This window comes from Streptomyces sp. NPDC053560 (assembly GCF_044544605.1).
In the GTDB taxonomy this organism is placed as follows: Bacteria; Actinomycetota; Actinomycetes; order Streptomycetales; family Streptomycetaceae; genus Streptomyces.
The window spans coordinates 128,809-150,764 of sequence record NZ_JBITXI010000010.1 but is presented as its reverse complement, the minus strand read 5'-3'; the positions used below and the strand labels follow the sequence as shown (position 1 = coordinate 150,764).

The 21,956-nt window shown below is 70.0% G+C and carries 13 protein-coding genes; all 13 read right to left on the bottom strand.

Annotation, left to right across the window (positions count from 1 at the left end; genetic code table 11):
• Positions 1-23: 23 nt before the first annotated feature.
• Positions 24-3,815, bottom strand: a complete 3,792-nt coding sequence (locus ACIGQF_RS24520) for a putative baseplate assembly protein (RefSeq protein ID WP_399713957.1) — start codon at positions 3,813-3,815, stop codon at positions 24-26.
• Positions 3,812-7,003: a putative baseplate assembly protein gene (locus ACIGQF_RS24515; protein WP_399713954.1), complete on the bottom strand. Its 3,192-nt coding sequence runs from the start codon at positions 7,001-7,003 to the stop codon at positions 3,812-3,814. Before ACIGQF_RS24515 ends, ACIGQF_RS24520 begins: the two co-directional genes overlap by 4 nt.
• Entirely contained in the window at positions 7,000-7,386 is a 387-nt protein-coding gene (locus ACIGQF_RS24510; RefSeq protein WP_399713952.1) for a GPW/gp25 family protein, read from the bottom strand. Before ACIGQF_RS24510 ends, ACIGQF_RS24515 begins: the two co-directional genes overlap by 4 nt.
• Positions 7,383-7,727, bottom strand: coding sequence for a hypothetical protein (locus ACIGQF_RS24505; RefSeq protein WP_399713949.1), 345 nt, complete (start codon positions 7,725-7,727; stop codon positions 7,383-7,385). Before ACIGQF_RS24505 ends, ACIGQF_RS24510 begins: the two co-directional genes overlap by 4 nt.
• Positions 7,728-7,810: 83 nt before the next feature.
• Entirely contained in the window at positions 7,811-8,338 is a 528-nt protein-coding gene (locus tag ACIGQF_RS24500; protein WP_399713946.1) for a phage baseplate assembly protein V, read from the bottom strand.
• A gap of 71 nt (positions 8,339-8,409) precedes the next feature.
• Positions 8,410-9,552, bottom strand: coding sequence for a hypothetical protein (locus ACIGQF_RS24495; protein WP_399713944.1), 1,143 nt, complete (start codon positions 9,550-9,552; stop codon positions 8,410-8,412).
• Entirely contained in the window at positions 9,545-9,931 is a 387-nt protein-coding gene (locus ACIGQF_RS24490) for a hypothetical protein (protein ID WP_399714422.1), read from the bottom strand. The genes ACIGQF_RS24495 and ACIGQF_RS24490 overlap by 8 nt, the downstream gene beginning before the upstream one ends.
• On the bottom strand, positions 9,928-10,596 hold the full coding sequence (locus ACIGQF_RS24485) for a hypothetical protein (RefSeq protein ID WP_399713942.1): 669 nt from the start codon (positions 10,594-10,596) through the stop codon (positions 9,928-9,930). The genes ACIGQF_RS24490 and ACIGQF_RS24485 overlap by 4 nt, the downstream gene beginning before the upstream one ends.
• On the bottom strand, positions 10,593-11,306 hold the full coding sequence (locus ACIGQF_RS24480; RefSeq protein WP_399713940.1) for a hypothetical protein: 714 nt from the start codon (positions 11,304-11,306) through the stop codon (positions 10,593-10,595). Before ACIGQF_RS24480 ends, ACIGQF_RS24485 begins: the two co-directional genes overlap by 4 nt.
• Positions 11,297-18,478 (bottom strand): DUF4157 domain-containing protein, encoded by a 7,182-nt coding sequence (locus ACIGQF_RS24475; RefSeq protein ID WP_399713937.1) that lies wholly within the window; start codon positions 18,476-18,478, stop codon positions 11,297-11,299. The genes ACIGQF_RS24480 and ACIGQF_RS24475 overlap by 10 nt, the downstream gene beginning before the upstream one ends.
• Positions 18,475-18,804 carry a hypothetical protein gene (locus ACIGQF_RS24470; RefSeq protein WP_399713934.1) on the bottom strand — a complete coding sequence of 110 codons (330 nt, stop codon included), beginning with the start codon at positions 18,802-18,804 and terminating at the stop codon, positions 18,475-18,477. The genes ACIGQF_RS24475 and ACIGQF_RS24470 overlap by 4 nt, the downstream gene beginning before the upstream one ends.
• Complete coding sequence (locus tag ACIGQF_RS24465; protein WP_399714419.1) at positions 18,795-20,849, bottom strand: ATP-binding protein; 2,055 nt, start codon at positions 20,847-20,849, stop codon at positions 18,795-18,797. The genes ACIGQF_RS24470 and ACIGQF_RS24465 overlap by 10 nt, the downstream gene beginning before the upstream one ends.
• 56 nt (positions 20,850-20,905) lie before the next feature.
• Positions 20,906-21,934, bottom strand: coding sequence for a DUF4255 domain-containing protein (locus tag ACIGQF_RS24460; protein ID WP_399713931.1), 1,029 nt, complete (start codon positions 21,932-21,934; stop codon positions 20,906-20,908).
• Between the last annotated feature and the right edge of the window lie 22 nt (positions 21,935-21,956).

Here is a 21,956-nt window from a genome sequence, read left to right as displayed (position 1 = left end):
CGTTGTCAGGGTGTCGGCGGACCTCACTTGACCTCCGTCAGAATCATGGTGTCGGCGACCTGCGGCGAGAACAGCGCGAGCTGGGCGGGCCGGACGCCGCGGAAGACGTACACCGAGCGGCCCTCGGCCAGCGGCCGGGTATCGGTGATGTCCGGGTTCAGGCGCAGCAGTTCGGCGAGGGAGATGCCGTTGCGGCCCGCGACCGAGGACAGCGACTCGCCCTTCTCGTCGGTGACCCGGTACACCTGCTCGTCGTACGTGGCCGGGCGGGCCGGGACCGTCGTACGCGGTCCGGCCAGCTCGTCGGCGAGACCGGCGAGGCCGGCGGGGGTGGCGGAGGCCGGTACGCCGGTGAAGGCGTCCACGTCCACGTAGTCCACGCCGGGCACGGACTGGGCGGTGGCCAGCACCTCCGACAGCCGCGCGGGCTGCCCCAGTTCGCGTCCCTCGTAGCCGAGCCGGCGCAGCAGCGCGGCCCGTACCCGCGGCTCGACCGCGGCCCACGAGTGGTCGGGCGCGACCTTGACCTTGGCGACCAGCAGGAGCAGCACCAGTTCGCGCACGTCGACCCGGACCGGGAGCGCGGCGTCCCCGTACTCGGCCAGCGAGGACCGGAGCGCCTGCAGCACCTCGGCGTCGGCCGCGACCGGACTGTCGTCCACCCCGGCCACGGTCAGGTGCAGCACCTGCCGCCGCCCGTCGTACAGTTCGGCCGCCGCGGCCCGGCCGATGCCGGCCCGGGAGCGCGCGAAGTCCTCGTAGTCGGCGACCGAGACCAGCCGGTCCAGCGCGGAGACCGCGAGCGGGACCGTACGCCGGGTGAGCCCGGGGCCGTCGGCATCCGCGCCGCCGGTGGCCGGCTGCGGGTTGGTGACGCCGGTGACGCCCAGCGGCCGGGTGATCGCCTGGGTGATGCGGCCCGCCTTGACGTTGGCGGCGCGGCCCGTACCGAAGCGGTAGCGGGCCCGGACGTTCTCATGGCCGGTGGGCAGCCGGGCGCCGTGCGTCCCGTCGCCGAAGGTCACGGTCGTCCGGCCGTCCCCGGCCGAGCCCAGGACGTACACCCGCTCGCGCGGCCCGCGCCCGGCCAGGCTGTCCACCCGGTGCCAGAGCAGCCCGTCGACCCGGATCTCCAGCTCCGGGGTGGCGCCCAGGGGGTTGCCGTCGGGCAGCCAGGTCAGCGGCGACTGCCAGAGCGCGAACGTCTGGTTGGTCTTCTCCGCGTCGCCGCTGCCCAGCGGCTCGTCCCGGCTCTCGCCATGGGTGGCCGGCACGACGTTGCCCTGGATGCGGACGGTGTCGCGGCGGTACCGGTAGGCGAGGTCGGCGGTGAGCGTGAGGACGGTGTGCACGTGGTCGCCGGGCAGCTCCTCGTCGAGCCGCTGGTCGACCGCGGCGATCACTGCTAGCTCCGTGCCGCGCACCCCGGCCGAGCCGGGGATGTCGGTCCGCTCGCCGGAGACGACGATGTACCGGCCGGGACGCAGCCCGTCGTACAGGTCCGCCAGCTCCAGCTCGTTGCCGTGCACGTCCTCGCCCAGCGGCTCGTCCGCCATCCGCAGCGGCTCGCCGCCCGCGTGCACGGTGGTGTCGCGGATCGCCGACAGCAGCACGTCGTGCTCGTCCAGCCACGGGTCGGCGAGCGTCAGCTCCGTACCGCGCCCGGTGATGCCGAAGTCGGTGTACGCGGCGGTGCGCACGGCCGTCACACGGGTGGTGACGAACGCCAGCTTCTTGTCGCCGGGGATGCCGTCGGGGCCCTCGGCGCCCTTGCGGGGGCGCTGGATCGCCACCCAGCTGCCGACCGTGATCGAGTCCTGGACGGAGTCCAGCTGCAGGACGTACCGGTTGGCGGGCTCGGGGACGGTGGCGATGCCGATCTCCACGGCGGGCGGCTCGCTGCCCGGCGTGCGCCGCACCGCCACCTCGTACTCGCCGTGCCGGATCTGGTGCTTGTCGCCCGGTGCGAGGTCCCAGGTCTTGGTGTCGCCGTTGTTGACGGCGACCTCGATCTTCCCGTCCTCGTCGGGCCGGGCCACGAACAGGGAGCGCTCGGGCAGCCCGGCCAGCAGCCGGATGGTCACCCCCGGCTCCTGGGACTCGGTCGGGCGGCGGCCCAGCCAGCTCAGGTCGCGGTCCTGTCCGGTGCGGGTGGACACCTGGACCCGGCCGGGGCCGAGGTCGAAGGAGTTCTCCGACGGCAGGCTCTCCGAGTACTGCACGGAGTTGCCGGTCTCGGCGTGCTGGAACTCCGCCTTCACCGGCACCTTGCCGGCCGTGTCGAAGACGATTCGCACGCTGGTCAGCACGGAGCCGGTGAGCGGCCAGTCCGCGGTACGGATCACCCGGCCCTTGTCGTCCTGCACCGGCTTGAGCGGCGCGGTCGCCCCGAAGGGCGCGGCCGTCACCCGCATCGCCAGCAGCGCGCGGAGCGCGGCGGGCGTCGCGGGCGCGGCCTGCCGCCACGCCGTGTACATCCCGTCGGACAGCCTCGGGTCCAGTGCGGACAGCAGCCGTGCGGTGAGGTCCGAGCCGGGCGCGAAGAGCCGTCCGGGGTCGCGCGAGACGACCCGCGCGCTGGACGGGGGCCGCACCACGCTCGTACGGAGGGCGGGCAGCACGGCGTCCAGGGCACGCAGCGCGGCCGTGGGCGTGAACCGCTGTGCGGCCCCGGCCTTCTTCGGCTGCGGCTCCGACGGCGGCACGGTCCGCGCGGGCTCCAAGTCCTCAGCCCGCTCGCGGAGTTCCGAGAGCACCGCTTCCAGCTGCTCGAACCAGGCCGCGACCTCCTCGTACGGTGCGGCCAGCGCCTGCGCCTCGGCCAGCCGCTCGTGCGGACCGGCCAGCCGCTCGGCGAACGCGGCCGGAGTCTTGGCCGCGTCCCCCTCCAGGTCCTTGCGCAGCGGCGCCAGCACCTGGGTGTCGAAGGTCTCGATCAGCTTGCTGACCGGGCGCGGGTTCGGCGTCTCCGGGGTGGGCGGCCCGGGCTCGTCCGGGTCGTCCGGGTCGCCGCCGTCCTCCGGCTCGGTGATCCACTGCTTCGCCTCGTCCACCAGCTCCTTGAGCGTGGGCGGCGCGGACTGCTGGAGCCCGATCGCGGTGACGTCCTCCGCGCGGTCGATGCGCACCTTGGCGACCGGCAGCAGCTTCTGCTCCGTGCCGCCGAAGTCGAACAGCAGCTGGTCGCCGGTCTGCAGCGACGTGGCCGTGCCCGCGACGTACAGCTCGGAGCGCTTCTTCACATCGTCGGCGACCAGCAGCGCGGGCCGCCGCCTGCGGACCTTCAGCTCGTTCCACGCGTACCGCGCGGTGAGGTCCTCGGTCGTCTCGAAGGTCTGCGACTCCTCGCCCGTCGCCGCGGGCACGCTGTGGCTGCGCGCCCCGCGCGGGACGACGACCGGCACGTCCTCGGCGCGCGGGTCCTTGTCCAGCGTGTACGCGAGATGGGTGTCGGCAGCGACGCCCGGCCGCGGCCGGTGCCCGACCAGTCGCCCGAGCAGCGCGAGCGACCGGTGCTCGTTGGCGGTCCGCAGGTACCCCTCGTCCGCGATCCGCTCGCTGTGGAAGGTCAGTACGTCACCGAGCACCGCCCAGGCGTCCAGCAGCCCGATCGCCGGGTCGTCCGGGGTGCGGACGGTCAGGCCGCGCAGCGCCGGGTAGGCGGGCGAGGCGAGCCGGTCCAGCATCCCGGCGAGGAACGTGCCGTACGTACCGACGCGGTAGTCCAGCGCCGTCCGTCCCGGCGGGTTGTACAGGGCGTCCGGGGCGCGCCGCTCGTCGCTGCCCCCGCAGCCGCAGCCGCACGTGGCGCTCATCGCGCACCCCCGAGCTCGATGACCAGCCGGCCGTTCTCGGGCCGCTCGGGGTCGTTGTCGCACACGGCGATCTCCAGCGGGCCGAGCCGCAGCACACCGTCCTCCAGTGCTCTGTTGTCTTCGATGTCGGTGGATCCCTGTGAGAAGAGCCGTTGCAGCCGGGTCACCCGTACGCTCTCCACGCCCGGTACTGCCGCGGCCACCGCGGTGAGGCGGCTCAGCCGCACCGGTTCCCCGAACGTCAGCGCGTCCGGGTGGAAGAAGCCCAGCCGCCCGCCGGGCAGCCGGCGGTTGCCCAGCACCCGGGTCAGCTCGGCGAGGATCCGGCCGTGCTGGTGTCCGGGCGCGGCGCAGACCTCGACCTCGATGTCCAGCGGCACGGTCCTGGCCGGCTCCACGACCAGGTCGTGGCCGATCCGCCGGTAGCCCTCCAGCGCGTACGCGACGGAGTCCAGCAGCTCGGGCGCGGGCTCTCCGCTGCGCACGGCGTCGATGGCGACGTGCGCCTCCTGCACGCTGCCGGTCCAGCGGATCTCCGCGGCGGCGCGCTGCACACCGGGGAGCGCGGACGCCAGCTCCGCGTAGTCCGCCGCGGTGACGGCGCGCCGGCGGGTGCGCTTGAGGTCCAGCGGCGCGAGCTGACGCACCTGCTCGACCGGCTCCGGCTCGGCACCACCGATGGCCGGCAGCGGATTGCGCACCCCGGCCACCGGCATCGGATCGCCGCCGTCGTACTCCTCCGCCGTGCGGCTCAGCACCAGGTGGTTGATGGCCTCGGCGCCCACATTGCCGGCCGTGCCGCCGCCCAGCCGGTAGTGCAGCGTGAGCCGGCTGCCGGGCTCCGGCCGGGCACCGTACCGCCCGTCCCCGAAGCGCAGCGCGATCCGCCCGTCGTCCTCCAGCTCGCCCACGAAGTGCCGGTCGCGCGGCCCGCTGTTCAGCAGGTCCCGGCGCGGCTCCCAGATGTGCTCGCCGTCCTCGATCCGTACGGCCGGCAGCGCCGCCCGGGCATCCGGCAGCAGCCCGGCCGCCGGGCCGTGCAGCACCGGTTCGTCCGGGTGCAGCCCCGCCGCGTACTCAGGGCCCCAGCTGTGCGCGATCTCCCAGGCGATCCGGCCGTCCAGCACCGCGCCGGCCCGCGCCCGCGCGGTCAGCACCTCAAGGCGCCGCAGCTTGGGCGCGAGGAGCCGGTCGGCGCGGTGCAGCAGCTCCCGCAGCGCCCGTACGGGATGCCGGTGCAGCTCCAGGTGCTCCAGCACGTGCAGCCCGAACAGCACCGTCAGCTCGGCGATCTCCGCCTCCGACAGGCCGTCGTGGTCCCGCGCGCTGCGCCACAGCTCGACCAGCCGCGCCCGCACCCGCTCCCGGATCCCGGCGAGCCGCTCGGCCTGCCCGGCCGCCACCAGCTCCGGCCGCGGGAACGGCACCGTCTGCGCGACGGGGGAGCGGTGCAGCAGCGGCCGGAAGCGCGCCCCGATGCCCGGGTACACGGACTGCGCCAGCAGCGTGCGCAACGCCTCGGCCTGCGCGTACACCGTCCCGGGCACCACCTTCTCGCGCCGCTGCCCGGCCAGCTCCAGCCCGAGTCCGGCCCGTACGGCCGCCTCCTCGCCGACGACCTCGAACAGCTCGCGGACGTCGTCGGCCGTCAGCGCCCGGTGGTGTGTTGTCCTGCGCAGCAGGTGCTCGATGGTGCGGGCGGTGGCGTTCCCGTCGCCCCTGTGGTCCGCGTACCCGAAGGCGGGCGGCTCGCAGGAGCCGGTCACGGCCGGTACGGGCGGCACGGTCACCGTCTCCGGCACGCCCTCCGGGTCCTCCCCGAAGACCAGCGACCGCCCGTGGTCGACGAGGGTGACGTTGCCGCGCGCGACGCTCACGTCGCCCACCGGCGCGCACTCCGTCCCGCCCCGCGTGGACAGGCACAGCGGGAACGTCAGCGCGTCCTCCTGCGCCCAGGTCACCTCCAGCACCGGCTGCCCGTCGAGCCGGTCGACGGCCGGGGTGACCGACGTCAGCCGTACGGCCTGCCGGTGACTCGGGTCCTGATCACCGGGCGTCCCCGTACGCGGCCCCTTGACCTCCTCGAACAACAGCAGATCACCGGGCGACAACTTCAAGGAGCGGTTCTCGTGCGTGCCGTCCGCCCACTCGTCCCGCAGCGTCGCCGACGTCGCGCCCTTCGGCAGTGCGCAGACCTCATCACCCCAGGTCCACAGCCGGATGGCGTTGTGCTCCGGACGCAGCCGCAGCGGCGCGTCACCGACCGGCTCGAAGACCTCCACCGACCCGCGCTCGTCCAGCACGGCCAGGTCCCGGTCGTCGATGACGGTCCCGAGCTCGGGCCGGTCCCGCGGCCCGTACGTACGGAAGTCCACCGCGGCGAACCGGAAGGTCCCGGGCAGCAGCACGAGGTCGGTGGCCACCTCCACGGACACGAAGGCCCGTGCGCTGCACCCGTCGTGCATCGGGTAGTCGATCAGCCGCACATGCCGGCGTACGGACACCCGCCGCCGCGCGGTGTCGAGGTACGCCTCCGTAGCCACGGCATCCTGCTGATAACTGATCTGATCCGCGGTGTACGCCAGCATCTCGACCAGCGTCATCCCGAGATCGGCGGGGTTGCGCTCGACCCAGTCCGGCGTGGTCAGCCGCAGCCGGTCCAGGACCAGCTGCCGCAGCGTGTCGTAGTCCCGCGCGGTGTAGTCGATGACGGGCGCGGGCTTGAAGGTGTCCGGGCAGTCGTCTTCTTCGGGCAGGCAGTCGAAGGGGCTCGGGCAGTCGGTCCGGAACCGGAAGTCCGCAGCGAAATACCGCTGGTCGAACCCCTCGTAAGGCTCCGTACCCGGCCGCCCGTAAGGATCCTTGTCGACGATCGACAACCGGTACCGGGACGTGTCCCCGGTCCGGTCCAGCACCACATGCAGCCGGTCGTCGAGCTCGGGATCCTCCTCCCGCTCGACCGACACCTCCAGTGCCTCGATCCCCGAGATCCGGCGCCCGCCGTCGATCCTGACATTCTCCGGGCACAGCCCGTGCGGCGCCTTCCCCAGGAAGGTGACGGTCAGCGTCACCCCGTCATCGGCGACCTCCACCCCGTCGATGCCGTTCAGCCGCTCGGCTCGGATCCGGCCCCGCCGCCGGTCGGTACGGCACACCAGCTCACCGCCGATGAGCTGCTGGTCACTCATATCTCGCCCCGCCCCTCGAACACCTCATCGTGTCGGCTCCCGGTGGACCGCACCACATAGCTCAGCTCGACCCGGACGACGTTCTCTTCGTTCACCACATCCAGCGCCTCGACGTCGATGAGATCGCCGAGCCACCGTTGCAACGACGCCTGCACCGACAGCTCGACGGCCGACGCCAGCTCCGGACTGTTCGGCGTGAACACCAGGTCCAGCAGTCCGCACCCGAAGTCCGGCCGCATGACCCGCTCACCCGGGCTCGTGAACAGCAACTGCTCGATCAGATCCCGCACATGCGCGTCATGGTCCGCATGCGCCGTCCGCCCCCGCCGGTCCACCCGGAACGGAAAGGCGATCTCACTCCGTACTTTCTTCGCAGCCCTCATCGGCTGGACACCCCCTGATGGACGGGCGCCACGACCGGCGGGCCCTGCGGCACCAGCCCGGCGCTGAAACACATCGCCGCCGAGGTGTCCAGCAGCGCCGGCACCCCGTCGATCCGTACCTCGTCGCCACCGCCGGCCGGCGTCCAGCGCACGCTGGTGCACGGCTGCGGGCGGCCGCCGACGGAGTGCGGGCAGCCGCTGACCGTGAACAGGTCGGCGGCGGTGACCACGGGCAGGCCGTCGATACATACGCCCGTGCCGGCGGCCGCGGTGGACACCGCCCGCCCGCCGTGCGGACAGCTGATCACCGCGCCCCCGTGCACAAAGTTCCCGGACCCCACGTCTTCTCGCTCCCCCGTCTCCGCTGTCACTTCCTGCTGCCTGGCTGCTCGGGTCATCGCTGCTCGGGTCATCGCCTCTTGGGTCATCGCTTCTTGGGCACGGTCAGCCGACCCTCATTGATGTCGACCTGGTCCCCGACCAGGGAAATCACCGCACCCGCCCCGTTGTTGATCTGCACGCCCGCCGCGTTGATCCGCACATACGCCCCAGTGGGCGCCTGCAGCAGAATCCCTTCCTCCGGCACGTCCGACAGCACGATCTTGTGATGCCCCTGCGTCTCGATCACCACCGGCTCGGCCCCGGCCCGCGCCCCGGCCTGCGCATCGACCGGCATCTCGGCCTCGGACCCGTACCAACACCCCGTCCACACCGGGAAGCTCGGATCCCCCTGCTCGAACTCGATCCACACACCCGCGCCCTCGCTCGGGATCACGTACTGCCCTGCCTGCGCCCCCGTGAACGGAAAGCACGGCATGGCCCACGTGGACGCCTCGTCACCGAGTACATCCGGCACATGAGCGGTGATCCGACCCATCCGCAACGGATCGTTGTTGCTCGCCACCCGTCCCCGGAACTTGCCGAGAAAGCGGTTGTTCGATGCTGGCGCCATGCGGGCTGCTCCTGGTGGTGTGGTGCGCGGCTGTGGTGCGGGCGGTCATGGAATGCGAGGGGCTGGGAAGGTCACGGACGCACGCGGTCGCTCCTGGCAATGAGCCCCTCACGCGACAGGGTGAAGTTCTGCTGGAAGGACCCGGGCCGGAGGTTATGAGTAACGCTCTTCACGTAGTAATCCCCGTCGTACGTGACCCCCGCGCCCCTAACCCCCACCAACTCCCGCGGCCGCAGCACATATCCATGCCGATTGACGTCCAACTGCCCCGACCCACTGATGGCATCGGCACTGGTAGCGGCCCGCCCCAACGCCTCAGCTTTAGCCAACGCCTCGTCCTTCTTCGCCGTACCCGTCAGCGTCTTCCGCTTGAGAGCAGGCGAGGCCCGCCGGCCGAGCGGCGGCCTGAGCGGACTGATATCGGGCTGGGAGAGCAGCGGAGCCTGCCGCGTCACAGGATCCTGCACCCGAGCCTGCGGCTCTTCTCTCGCCGTCCCGTCATAGGCAAACGTCAACTGATCCACAGTCGAGTTCACATCCATATTCACGTTCAACGCATGCTGCCGCTGCCCGAGCCGCTGCTCGGGCCCCCAGAACGCGGTCGACCTCCCGGGCACCGGCCCGGGATCGAGATAGAACGTGTAACCATTGGCTCTGGCCAGGTCATTCACATACTGCAGATCAGTCCCCGTCTGGTAATCCACCCGGGCCTGCTCCCTCGGCGGCTGCGGCACCTGCTCCCGAATGATCCGAGCATCGATCCCGTAATCCGCGTACTTCCCCAGGATCCGCTCAACCCGCTGCGAGGGCGCGAGATTCGGATACCGGTCGGTCCGCTCCTCCAGATCCATGAGCAGCGTCAGATCTTCCCCGGTCACCGTCAGGGTGGTCTGCCCGGGCTGATTACTGGCCCCCACCTCCTGCCGCACGATGAGCCCGTCCAGCAGCACCACAGGCGTTCCCTTGACCGCGACGGTCAGAATCACCCGCGTCTTGGGATCAAAAAACCCCTCAGGAAGCAGCCGCTGAATAATCGCCCCCTTCTTCGTCAGGTCAAAGGCGAGCTGAAACCCGCTCCTCTCACCCGCCGTACTGGTGATCTGCGCGGACAGCAGCGCCTCCGTCACCTCCTGCGGCACGAGCCGGGCCAACTTCGGCCCCATGTACAGCGAGGCGTGTACGGGACCGCCCCCAACGGGCAGGTCATCAGCCATTCCGCACCCCCGGCCCACCCATGCCACCAGGGAACCCACCGGGCAACGGCACGGCGATCTCCTCGCCGGGCTCGTCCGTCAATTCACCGGGCGCCAGCACCGGATTGGCATCAGCAATCCGCCACCACTGCCCCGAATCCCCGAAATACCGCTGCCCCAGCTGATCAGCCCGCTCGCCCTCACTGACGACATGCGGCACGGTCTCGTCTTCATCCCGCTCAAGCGGCGGCAACAACCTCCGCTTGGCGTACTTCACCTCGGTACCGTCGGGCGCGCGATGCACCCCGATCTCCACATCGTGGTACCGACTGCTCCTCGGGTACGGATGAGCCCCCGGCACATCATCCAACGCACTCTCATACGGCTCGATCACGCTCAGATCCCTCCCCCAAGCCCAAGCTGAGCCAGACTCCCGGCCCGCGCCCGCCGCGCCAACTGCTCCTTCTGCGCAAGGTGCGCGAGGTAGAGCTCCGCCCCCCGATGCCCAGCCGGTAGATCGCTCACCGTAAGAATCTTCATCCCGATGGAGAGCGAGGCCCGAATCGGATTCAGGTTCACATCAAACGCCGACTCATTAACGGACAACTCCGTCAGCCTGACCGGCATCACCCGCTTGCTCCCCCAGGTGAAGAGCGTCAACGGCATCTCAATGGGACTGATCTCAATAGTCCCCTTCTGGCTGAGCTTGCTGGCAGCCCTCAACTGCGCTGTGGTCGGCTGCACAAGCATCTCCAGCACGGCCAGCTGAGGATGAATCCCATCGGGCGCGGCCACATCCAGCTGATCGGTCGCATCAATCTCAGCGGTGAACTTCCACGTCTCCTGCGCCGGCCCCTTGAGCCGCAGAGCTTCGTTACGGTCCCCGCCACTATCACCCCCGCCACCGCCTCCGCCTTCTCCACCGGCGGCTTGAGGCGCCACTGACCGCTCAAGCGTGTCGGGATTGAACTGCAACACGATGATCCGCTGCGGGGTACCACGCTCAGGATCAACAATGACGATGCCGGAGCGTATGGGCTTGGGAATGTCGGCGTAGGTGGTCACATGCGCTCCCGGAGGCGGGCTTGGAGGTCCGAGTAGTTGTATTCAGGGAAGAGTCGCGGAAAGACCTCCACCATCTCTTTGAGGCCGTCTACGATAGGCGTGAACCCCGGATGGCCGTATCCCACATCACAGAACAGATATTGCCATCCGATGGTTCCCTTGGTGATGAGGAGCGTGTCCAAATAGGCCGGATAATTCAGGTCCATCTCCAGGGGTTCGTCCCGTATATCGAAGAACCAGATTTCAGGATCCGCGGTGCCTGGGGCGGCGCGTAGGGCAGCCAGGCGGCCGGAGCCGCTGCGCGGCGTGTCGTCGAAGATCCTCAGCTCACTGTAGAGTTCGCGCTCCCAGTCGTCCTTGCCCTCCCAGATGACGTTCATCCGCTTCTCGATCACGCTGCGGTACAGGTGAGTCAGGTAGAGCTCGCCGACGAGATTCGATCCCGATTCCGAGGAACTCCAGTACACCTCGATATCGTTGAAACGGAAAAATTTCTCTCGGATCTCGGAGTTCAGCGGAAGTCCACGCCGCCGAGCCATGTTCCTGAACACGCGTTCTGCGTCGTCCAAAGGTGTCGAAATCTTCCCAAATTCGGCCACTGAGACATCGATCTCTGGGCACCCGGTGAGCTCGTCGACTGCCTTGGCGCACAGGGTCTCGTACGGGAATTCTGGGCTGCCTTCATCCTTTTTCATGGAACTCAAGTCCAATCGACTTTTCCTTGGTCGTCGAGCTTTTGGAGGTTTTCCAGCAGGAGCTCGAGTTGCCCCATAGCGTTGCCTCTCTTGCTCTCTTTGAGGTCCCACATCAAATCATCGACCTGAGCGTAGCTCGTGAGCGTCTCCCCCTTCTCCTTCAATGCTCCGCGCACATCTATGAGATGGTCGGCGATGCTCCTTCTGACTCCCAGCATGTCCTCCAGATTCTGATGGCCGGCGTGATTGATTGCCAGCATTCCTTCTTCGTCCTCCGTCGGCGGTTTGGTGGGTTGGTCGTACTGCTTATCTGCGGTTTTTTTGGGTGTCCAGTCGCCCTTGTTCTTTCCAGTGGTCCCGGGGGTCGGGTCGTATCCTCCGTACTTTGCGTAGATATGGCTGGGGAAATTGGGGAAGTTTGCGTGATTGAACTCCACCTTGGTTTCGTACCAGATGATCCTGTGTGGTTTCGGGACCGCGTGATAGGCGACATCCTCGATGTTGTTCAAGAACGCGATATTGGTCGAAGGGCCACGGGCCGGGACCAGATTATTCCCGGAAGCTTTACCTCCCATGCGCTCCGGGAGCAGGTGCATCTTCACCCAGGCGGCGCCCTGGCTCAGCTTCTTGGACGTGACGTAGTCCCAGCCGGGCGGCTGCCCCTTCTTCGCCTTGCTGGCATCCTGCCCCTGTCCTCCGAAGATTGTTTTGGAGGGGGTTCCTATGTAGTCCGAGCGGTACTCCTCGGTTCCGCGGTTGATTGCAGGGTTACTGAAGTCCTGGAAGCCCGGCGATTTATGATATTCCGCAGGAGTGGGGATGTCGTAGTACTTTCGCTGGCTGGCGGCGTGGCTGAATTTCCGCATTTCTTCCCGGAGTTGCGCCAGTCGCTCCGTTCTTTCTTGCTTCTTGGCGTCGCTTTCCTTTGCCTGTGTCCTCGTCGGGATTCCCTTTTGGGTGATTTTTGCTTTCGCGTACCACTCTTCGGCTTCCGCGAGGAGTTTCTGCTGATTCTTCACGTCCGGGTCGCCTGCAGCCTTCCCTATGTCCTGCTGCCAATCGGCGGTGAAGGCAGGTACCTCTTGCGGCGTGCTGTGGATATAGAGGGGCGCGTGAGGGCCTCGGCCGTGGAAAGTCAACGTATGTGCTTCGCCATCGTCCACGTCGCGGAACCGTACCTTGGGGAGGTCGACTTCCTTTGTGTTGTTGTCCTCACGCTTGCGGTCGCGGCGTCGGTCACGTCGGCGACTGGGGTCGCGACGTAGCCTGTCGCGGCGGCGCCTCCACTGGTCGCGCAGGCGGTGGGTGCGGTTGTTCAGTTTGCGGCCGAGTTTGCGGCCCTTGCCGAAGAGGCGGCGGGCGGCACGGCGGGCCCTGGCGACGGCGGACTTGATGGTCTGGCGGGCGCGGCGGAGCTTGCGGCGGGTGCGGGACTCGGGCTTGCGGCGCGTGCGCTTCTTGGCGGCGAGCTTCTTCTTGCGGTCCTTGGTTTCCTCGTCCTTGTCGCGGTTCTTGTTCTTGTCGTGGCCCTTGGTGTCCTGCTTCTTGCCCTTCTTGTCGGTGGGCTTCTTGTTGAGGAGGTCCTTGTCCTCGTCTTTTTTCTTGTCCCTGTCCTTGGACTTGCTGGGATCGCGCTTGTCGGGGCGCGTGGAGTCGTCGTCGCGCTTCTTGCGGAGGGTGTCGCGAGCCGCGCCGTGGCGCTTCGTGGGGCCGGCCTTGTCGTCATCGCGTTGCTTGCGCTTAGCGTCGCGGAGGCGGCGGCGGGCTGCGTTGACCTCGCGACCGTCGTCGCGGCGCTCGTGCTCGTCAGGCTTCTTCTTCTGCTTGGGCTTGGGCTGCTGCTTCGGGTCCGGCTTCTTCTCCGGGGAGGGGCGCTTTTCCGGGCGCGGGCCTTGCTCCGGACGTGAGGTCTTGTCGGGGGAAGGCTTGCGGGGGGCCGGGCTCTGGCCAGGCTTGTCGGTCTGGCCGCCGGGCTCACCGGGCTTCTCGGACTGGTGGGGGCGGTTGGCCGCCGGGCCGGGCGCGCCAGGGCGGCCCGGTTCGGCGGGGCGGCCAGGCGCATTGGTCTGCGCGGGGGCCCCGGGGCGGTTGGGCGCACCGGGGGCACTGGGCTGGCCGGGTGCCTCGGGCGCGCCAGGACCGTTCTTCTTGCCGCGGATGTTCTTGAGCATGTCGCCGAGTCGCTTGGCGACGTTGCCCATGAACCGGCCGATGCCCTCGACCAGTGCCTGGTAGATCAGCTCCAGCAGGGCGACGACGCCTGCCGCGACCGCCTTGGCGAAGGGGAGGGCGCCGTTGCCGCTCTTGACGGACTTGAGGAATTCCATGAACAGGCCGAAGGCGGCCAAGATCTCGCTGAGCGCACCCCAAGCGGCCTTGAGGGCATCGATGATGGCCATGGCCCAGCCGGCGCCAGGAATGAGCTTGGCGACGACCTTCTCGACGACCATGACGCCGATGATCAGGGGGAGTTGCGGGACCGCCTCGTCCCACGCCATTTTGCCCATCTCTTCGGCGCTGACGCCGCCCTCGATGAGCGCCTGGAAATCCTCTATCGGTATCCCGATGATTTCCTGGACCTTCTGCTTGACCCACTCCTTGACGGCGGACTTGATCTCGTTGAAGAGGTGTTCCTTCGCGCCCGTCTCGGCTGCGGCGCCGGCCTTGCTGATCCAGCCGCCCGGGTCGGAGACGATGTCGTTGAAGATGGCTGCCCAGTCGCCGAGCGCCTGGACGACACCCTTGCCGAACTCCACGGCCTCGACGGTGACGGTCTCCGCCACGTCGACCGCTGCCTTGAGCCCGCCTTCCAGCAAGTCCAGCCCTTCGAGCAGCGCACCGCACAGCCCGTCGAGGAGCTTGCCGGCGACCTCCTTGAGCGCGTCGGCGGCCTCGTTGACCTTCTGCACGGCCCAGTCGCGGCCGGCATTGATCGTGTTGCGCCACTTGTCACGCATCGCCGGGTAGTCGGCGAGCAACTCGTCACCGAACGCGATCAGGGCGTCGGCGAAGTCGTTGATCTGCTCGACGACCCAGTTACGGGCCTTGTCGATCAGCTCGAAGACCTCACGCTTGAACTTGTCGATGAGGTCCGTGACGGCTTTGCGGGCCCGCGCGAAGAACTCCTCGATGTCCTTCTTGAGATTCTCCCACCACTCCTTGAGGCGTTCGAGGAATCCGCCGCCGCCGTTCTCCGCCTCTTTCTTCTTGTCGTCCTGCTTCTTCTTGGCGTCTTTCTCCGAGTTGGTCTGCTCGTCGTCGATCTTCTTGTTGTCGTCTTCGGTCCGCTTGTCGACGTCCTTGTCGGTCTCTTCGTTCTTGTCGTCGATGTCCTTGCGGACCTTGTCGTACTTCTTGCCCTTCTTGTCGTCGATGTCCGCGACCTTGTCGTCCTGCTCCTTGCGCCATTTGTCGCGGGCATCGGCGATGTCGCTCTGGCCCTTCTCGCGCGCGCCCGCCTGCTTCTTGGTGCTGGCGTCGACCTCGCGTTTCAGGTCCTGATCGTGCTTCTGCTTGTCGTTCTTCGCCTTCTCGTCCTTGGCCTTGCGCTCCTGGCCCATCTTCTGCTGGCCCTGCGCGAAGCCCGCCTGGATCTGCGGTCCGCGGTCGTGCTCGGCCACGGCGGACGCGGACTCGATCGGAACGCCGCCGGCGGCAACCCTGCGCCCACCGCCCTGCTTGCCGCCCTTCTTCCCGCCGCCGGGCACCTTGCCCTTGAGCGTCTCGTGCGGGGCGTCGGGGTAGATCTGGTCCTCGCCCATCGGCCGAGCCGCGTCCTCGCGGCCCGACTGGTGCAGCTCGTCCCTGCGCTCGTCGAGCTTCTGGCCCTGCTCCTCCGTACGCTGCGGGTCCGAATCGTCCTGTAGTGGCAGCCCGGGGGCGTTGCCCACCCGGGCGCCCTTGAGGCCGTCGTCCGTGGTCGGCAGATTCATGACCGACTCGATCAGGTCGTCGAACGGGAAGATCCTCTTCAGGATCTCCACGGCCATGGTGAGGAGGATGTCCCACCAGCTCGGTTCCGGCACGTCGACGCCGGGCGGCTGGCCCTTCGGCCGCTCCTCACCATCGATCTCGGGCGTCTTGCCCTTGGCGGCGTCCGTACGGGAGACCTTGGCATTGGTGTACGTACCGGGGGCCGCGGGCGTGGGCCCGCCCGGCAGCGTACGGGGCGAGCCGATCGGACGCTCCATCTGCGGCGGGCCCTTGCGCAGCGCCGACCGCTCCTTGCCGACCTGGGTGCCCACCGCGGTGTCGACGCCCTTGAAGGTCTCCAGCATCTGGTGCGGCTTGAGCTTGGAGATCGTGGCGAGGCCCGCCTCGGGCGTGCTCTTGGAGACATCGGGCGCCGGGGCTTCCTTCTTCGGCTTCGCCGGTCCGGACGCGGCGCGGCCGCCACCGCCCCTGCCGCGCACCGGTGCCGGAGCCGAACGGCCGCCTCCTCCGCCGCCTCCGCGCCGGACGTTCTTGGCCGCCTGCCGGGCAGCCTGTCGCTTGCCCGGCGCGGCTCCGGCCTTGGGACGCGCCGTGGGCTTCCCCGGTCCGGGCTTGGGCGGCTGCGCCTCCTTGGGGGCACCGCCGTTGGCGGCTCCGTTCTTGGTCGCGGCGGCCAAGGGGGCCGTCGCCCCCGGGGCCGAGGTGACCTTGGGCGCGTTCACCGGGCCGGGCGCGGACGCCTTGTCCGGTCCGGCGTCCGAGCCCGGCGTCGTCGAGGGGCCCTTCCCTTCGCTGACGTCCTTCGACTGGGCGGCGTCCTTGGTCTCGGCGGTTCCCGGTGCCTCGGTGTCCTTGCCGCCGGCGGTGTCCGTCGTCCCGGCGCCGGTGTGCTTCTCCGCGTCGTCCTGGGCCTTCGCGCCGCTGCCCGACGTACCGCCCGCCGTGTCCTCGTTCTTGCCGGCGGCCGAGCCGGTCGCTGAACCGGACGCCGAGTCGGCTTCCGCCCCGGAACCACCCTTGGATCCGGTGCCGGACTGCGTACGGGAGTCCCCGCCGCCGGACGACGAGGCGTCCCGGTCAGTGGACCCCTCCGAGCTCTTGCCCTCGCCGGACGCCGCACCCAGACCGGAGCCCGAGTCCGCCTCAGAGCCCGCGGATTCCGAGGATGATGCGGCCGCCTGCTTGCGGGCGTCCTCATCGGCTTTCGACAGCTGCCCCGGCGCGGTCGTATCGCCCTCGGACCCACGCGCCGAGCCCGTGCCCTCGGATGCTGTACGGGCCGCCTCGTCCCGCCGCCTGGCCTCCTCGTCCTCCTTGCGCTCTTCGGCCTGCTCCTTCTCCCGCTCGGTGTCTTCGGGGTCCGCCGGGTCCGAGCCCTTCTCGCCGGACTCCTCGCCGATCTTGTCGTCCGCCTTCTCGTCCGGCTCTGGGCCTATCTCCTGCTCGATCGACTTGTCGGTCGCCAGGTCTGTAGCGAGCCGGTCGTCGGGCCCCTCCGTTTCCTCGGAAGAGGCGCCCTTGTCACCGGGCCGGTGGGAGCCGGTCTTCCCCCGCTGCACGGCTTCGTCCGACTGGCTTCTGTCGACCGGGGAGTCCAGCACGCCGGGCGGCCCGTAACGATAGGCGTCCGGGTCGTCGGTCTGGACCTTCTGCTTGGCGGCCGACGTGGTCGTCCCGCTCAGGCCGGCCTCGGGGCGGTCCCCTTCGGCGTCCGATGAGTCGTCGTCCTCTTCGTCTTCCGCCTCCAGACCGTCCTCGTCCTCCTCCGCGGCCGACTCGTCGTCGCTCTCATCGAGCTCATCTGACTCCTCCTCGAGCCCCAGCGGTTCGTCGTCGGCGTCCTCCTCGTTCTCCGGGTCGCCCTTGCGGCGTTCGTCGTCGCGCTCCCCGGTACGGTCCTTCTCGCCGGGCTCGGCCCCGGTCCTGTCCACGGCCTCCGCATCGGAGGCCTCTTCCTTGGCAGTGGCGTCCTCCTGCTCACGCTCGCCGCCCTGCGCGTCCTTCTCGGCGGGCGGGGTCTCTGCGTCCGACCGCTCCTCGCCGTCCTCGTCCTGGCCGCGCGCCGAGTTCTCGGCGTCCTTGTCCTTCTGCGCGGCCTGGGCGTCGGCGTCCTTGTCCTCCTTGTGGGCCTGGCTCTGGCCTTTCTGCCGGGCCGAGGCGGCTTGCTTGTCCTGGGCGGCGGCCTGTCCGGCTGCCTGGGATCCTGCTGAGGTGGACGCCACAGGGGCCCTGGGCGCACTCCCGCCCGCCGGCGCGGCGTCCCGTTCCGGTCCGCCGTCGCCCGCCGGGTCCGCTTCCTTGCGCCGCTGCGCCCGCTTCCGGCGGTCGTCACTCTCCTGCTCGTCCTGCTCGCGCTTGTCGGATGCGGCGGCGTTCTGCTGTGTCCGCTCCTGCGCGATGACCTCGGCCTCGTCCTGGACGGACTCGGGGGTCGCGGCCGCTACCAGCGGCAGCGGTCCGCCCTGTTCCATCTCGTCGACCAGGTCCAGCAGCCGGTCGACTTCGGGCGTCAGCAGCCGGACCTCGAGGCGATCCAGCACGGTCTCCTGCAGTTGCGGGGACATCCGTGCAAGTTGCAGGCGTACCCGGCCGGACAGGTCCTCCGGGTCGCCGCGCAACGAGCGCAGTACCCCGTTCGCCAGCCGGTCCGCCAGCGTCGCCGGATCCAGCTGCTCCATGCGGCGCCGGTCCGCATCCACCGTCGCGTATCGCAGCCAGCCCGGTGTTGCCCGGCCCTCCTCGACCTCGGCCGCGGGGTGTTCGTCGCGTACGGAATCCTGGAGCGCGCCCAGTACCGAGGACCGGGCCGCCGACTCCGCCTCCCGTTCGATGGAGGCCTGGGGGAGGGAGACCGAGCCCAGGTCGCGGCCCGCGCGGAGGGCGCCCAGGCCGTGGGGGTTCTGGACCGTGTGGAGCAGCTCGTGTGCCAGGAGGCGTTGGCCGTCCACCGTGCCGGGGCGGTAGGTGCCCTCGCGGAAGAAGATGTCCTGGCCGACGGCGAAGGCGTCCGCGCCCAGCATCTCCGCCAGCTGCCCGGAATCGCGGTCGGTGTGGAGGCGGACCTGGCTGAAGTCGTGGCCGAGCTGTTCTTCGAGGTCGCGGCGGACGCTCAGGTCCAGGGGCTGGCCGGCGCCGCTGACGATGTCCTTCGGTTCCGGGGTGCGGGACTTGGCGTTGCGTTCGCGGCGCTTGCGGCGCTTTTCGGCGGCGGACTGGTGGGCGTCCTGGGAGGACGAGTGGGAACTGCTGCTCATCGGGCCTCCCCTCGGCCGGTCAGGCCCGCGTGGACCGAGCGGGCCAGGGCTTCGCCCAGGCGGGCGGGGGACGTCGTGCGGGGGAGCGGGGGCAGGCCGGCGAGTGCGTCCAGGTGTACCGGGGTGCCGTCGGCGGCCAGGGGGACGCCTCGGTCACCGATCAGCCGGGTCAGTTCGCGTGCGAAGGATGCCGCCACGCGGTCGGGGTCGAGGCGGGTGTCGAAACCGTCGAGGACCAGTTCGCCTATGTCGATGCGGAAGGAGGACGGTGACGGTGCGGCGGGGGCTGCCCCCGCTCCCGGGTTCCTGGGCTCGTTCAGACCCATCCGTGGACCTCCGACGGCGTCAAGGAGCGTTCCAGCTTCAGGTATTCGGTGCGGGCCGCGGCCAGCATGTGGCGCATCTGGAGGCGGCCGCCCTCTTCGGCGGCGAGGAAGGCTCCCGAAAGGGCTATGTTGCGGATCGAGCCGCCGGCGACGGTGAGTTGGGCGAGGAGGGCCGGGTCGATGTCCTTTGTGGGGGCCTGGGGCGGGAGTACGCGGCGCCAGATTTCGGCGCGTTCGGATTCGGCGGGGAACGGGAAGTCGACGACGAAGCGGATGCGGCGCATGAAGGCGGAGTCGAGGGCCTTCTTCATGTTGGTGGTGAGGACGGCCAGGCCGCGGTACGCCTCCATACGCATCAGGAGGTAGCTGACCTCCAGGTTCGCGTAGCGGTCGTGGCTGTCCTTGACCTCGCTGCGTTTGCCGAAGAGGGCGTCCGCTTCGTCGAAGAGGAGGAGGGCGCCGCCGCGTTCGGCCGCGTCGAAGACTCGGCTGAGGTTCTTTTCCGTTTCGCCGATGTATTTGCTGACCACCTGGGACAGGTCGATGATGAAGAGGTCGAGGCCCAGTTCCTTGGCCATTACTTCGGCGGCGAGGGTCTTGCCCGTACCGGAGCCGCCTGCGAAGAGTGCCGTGACGCCGAGGCCGCTGCGCAGCGATTTCGCAAAGCCCCAGTCCTGGTAGACCGTGCCGCGTTGGCGTACGTGGGCGACGATCTCCTGGAGGATGCGGAGCTGGCGGTCGGCGAGGACCAAGTCGTCCCAGCCGGCGCGCGGCTCTATGCGGCGGCCCAGTTCGTCCAGGCCCATGCGTGCCTCGGTGAGGCCGGCCTGCCAGGCCAGTTCGGTGGCGTCGAGCGTGTCGGAGTGCGGCAGGTCGCGGCGTACGGACGCGGCGGCCGAGCGGACCACGTGGGGCGGCAGCTGGAACTGCGCGACGAGGGACCGAAGGTGTGTGTCGGTCACCTCGGGGACGTCGGCGAAGGCGTCGGTCCAGAGGGTGAGGTGTTCCTCGTCGGAGAGTTTGGGGATGGTGACGCGTTCGCCCCGGGGGTGCTCCGTACGGCGGGGATCGGGGCTCGATACGACGAGGGGGACGGCCGCGCCCGCGATGAAGGAGTCCGCTGCGGCGTGCTGGTCGCGGTCCAGTTCGCCGACCTCGATGAGGAGGGCGGCGGGGAGGAGGATCGCCTCGCGCTGCCACAGGCGGGCCAGGCGGTCGCGCTCCGCGGGGTCCGTGGGCACGTCGTCGGCGGCCATGGAGTACAGGCCGAGGCCGGAGCGGCGGGCCGCGGTGGCGGCGATGTCGGTGCGGGTACGGAGGTCGGCGCCGACCAGTTCGACGCGGAGCGGCGACTCGGGGCCCGCGCCGGACCAGCCCGCCGCTACCCGGTCGGCTGCCGCGTCGTACGAGGGCGGGAGGGCGGCGGGGGCTGCGGTGCGGCGCAGCAGGCCGTGCAGCTTGGCGTCCAGGTACGGCGTACCGACCAGGAAGTGCAGGATGCGCTCGTCCAGACGGAGCCGGGTGGTGGTCAGCCGGGTCTCGTCCTCCAGCTCGACCAGGCGCCAGCGGCGGAGCGGGGCGACGGGGGTGAGGGCACTCCAGTGCGGGTCGGCGAGGGCGGCGAGGGCGAGGGAGAGGGTCGGATACGCGCGGCCGGGATCACCGGCGGCCGTGGCGCAGCGCGCGTTCGTGGTCGGGTCCAGCTCGGCCGCCGCGGCCAGGAGGACGATCTCGCGCTCGAAGGGGCTGAGGCCGAAGCAAGTGGTCAGGGCGTCGAGGGTGGCCACGTTCGGGGCTGCGGGCGCCGGCTCGACGTTCGTGCCGCCCGCGCCGTCCGCGCCGGGGGCGGTCGCGACGTCGGCCCCGTCCCCGGTTCCGGTGCCCTCGCCCGTGCCCGCACCCGTACCGGTGTCCGTACGCGTACCCCGGGCCCGTGCCGCGTGGGCGTCCACGCGCGCCAGTACGGAGCGCACGGCGGCGGCCAGCGCCATGCCGTCCGCCGCGCCGCCGCCCGTCGTGCCCGGCTCGTCGCCGCCGTTGCCCATGTCCTTCTCCGCCCCCGCTCCGGTGTCCTTCGCCGCCCCCGTTCCGCGCACCGGCCTCAGCTCTTCCCGCCGTCGTCCGTGCGGTCGGTGCCGTCCGCGTGGCCGGTGGCGTCCTTGGCGTGGCCCGAAGAACCGGACCCGGTGGCGCCGCCCGTCGCCTTGCGGGTGCGCGAACGCCCGCCGGTGTTACGGGCCTTGGGCTCGGCCTTCTTGGCGGCCCGTGCGCCCCCGCTCGCCGCGGCCTTCGCGACCGTGGCCCGGACGTTGGTGGTCGCGGCGACATCGGTGACGGGTCTGGCGTCGGCGACCTGCTTGGCTTCGGCCCGCTTGCGGGCCTCATCGGCGTGCCCACGGGTCTCGTCGGTCCCCTTGGGAGGAGCCTCTTCGGCCTGCTTACCGGCCCGCTCACCGGTCTCTTCCGCCCGTTCGGGCTCGGCCTCCGGCGCCCCCGCGGACGGCCGCTCCGGCGCCCCCGGCGCCCCGAACGGGAGCACGCGCACATCCGGCCTCTCCACCGGCTTTGCCGGTACCGGCTTTTCGTGGCCGTCTAGTAGGACCAGCGAGGCCTGGTAGACCACCGACAGGGCGTACGGGGTGTTGTGGAGCATGCCCCAGAGCTTGGAGGTCTCGTCGACGTCCATCTGGGCCGGTGTGAAGCGGACCCGTTGCAGGGACTCGGCCAGGTCGCTGCCGCCCAGGTACGGGCGCTCGGCCGCCTCCGCGATCAGCTCCTTCGGGAGTACCGGGATCTCGTGCAGGGTGCGTACGACGCTGCCGATCAGCCGCTGGCCGACCAGCTCGTTCTCCTCGCCGTACGCGCTGATCAGGTAGTGCAGGTCCAGGGCGGCGGCGGGGCGCTTGAGCAGCGTGCCGTCGGCGGCCCGGGTGACCAGGTCGTTGTTGCGCATCGAGGGGTTGTGGGTGACCTGGTAGAGGAAGACCGTGATCTTCGGGTCCAGCTCCGGCTCGGCCGGCGGCCTGCGGGTCTCCACGGAGACGGCCATGTCGATCTCGGGGTGCAGGTTGTGCTCGATCAGCAGCGCAAGGGCCTGGGTGACCGTCGCTATGGCGAGTGCGTTGCTCATGAAGTGCATCCCCCAGATGCCG

Coding starts and splice junctions, on each gene's coding strand:
- ACIGQF_RS24515 (WP_399713954.1), bottom strand. CDS start 7,003: ATGAGTGACCAGCAGCTCATCGGCGGTGAGCTGGTGTGCCGTACCGAC.
- ACIGQF_RS24495 (WP_399713944.1), bottom strand. CDS start 9,552: ATGGCTGATGACCTGCCCGTTGGGGGCGGTCCCGTACACGCCTCGCTG.
- ACIGQF_RS24470 (WP_399713934.1), bottom strand. CDS start 18,804: ATGGGTCTGAACGAGCCCAGGAACCCGGGAGCGGGGGCAGCCCCCGCC.
- ACIGQF_RS24500 (WP_399713946.1), bottom strand. CDS start 8,338: ATGGCGCCAGCATCGAACAACCGCTTTCTCGGCAAGTTCCGGGGACGG.
- ACIGQF_RS24475 (WP_399713937.1), bottom strand. CDS start 18,478: ATGAGCAGCAGTTCCCACTCGTCCTCCCAGGACGCCCACCAGTCCGCC.
- ACIGQF_RS24460 (WP_399713931.1), bottom strand. CDS start 21,934: ATGAGCAACGCACTCGCCATAGCGACGGTCACCCAGGCCCTTGCGCTG.
- ACIGQF_RS24465 (WP_399714419.1), bottom strand. CDS start 20,849: ATGGGCAACGGCGGCGACGAGCCGGGCACGACGGGCGGCGGCGCGGCG.
- ACIGQF_RS24510 (WP_399713952.1), bottom strand. CDS start 7,386: ATGAGGGCTGCGAAGAAAGTACGGAGTGAGATCGCCTTTCCGTTCCGG.
- ACIGQF_RS24520 (WP_399713957.1), bottom strand. CDS start 3,815: ATGAGCGCCACGTGCGGCTGCGGCTGCGGGGGCAGCGACGAGCGGCGC.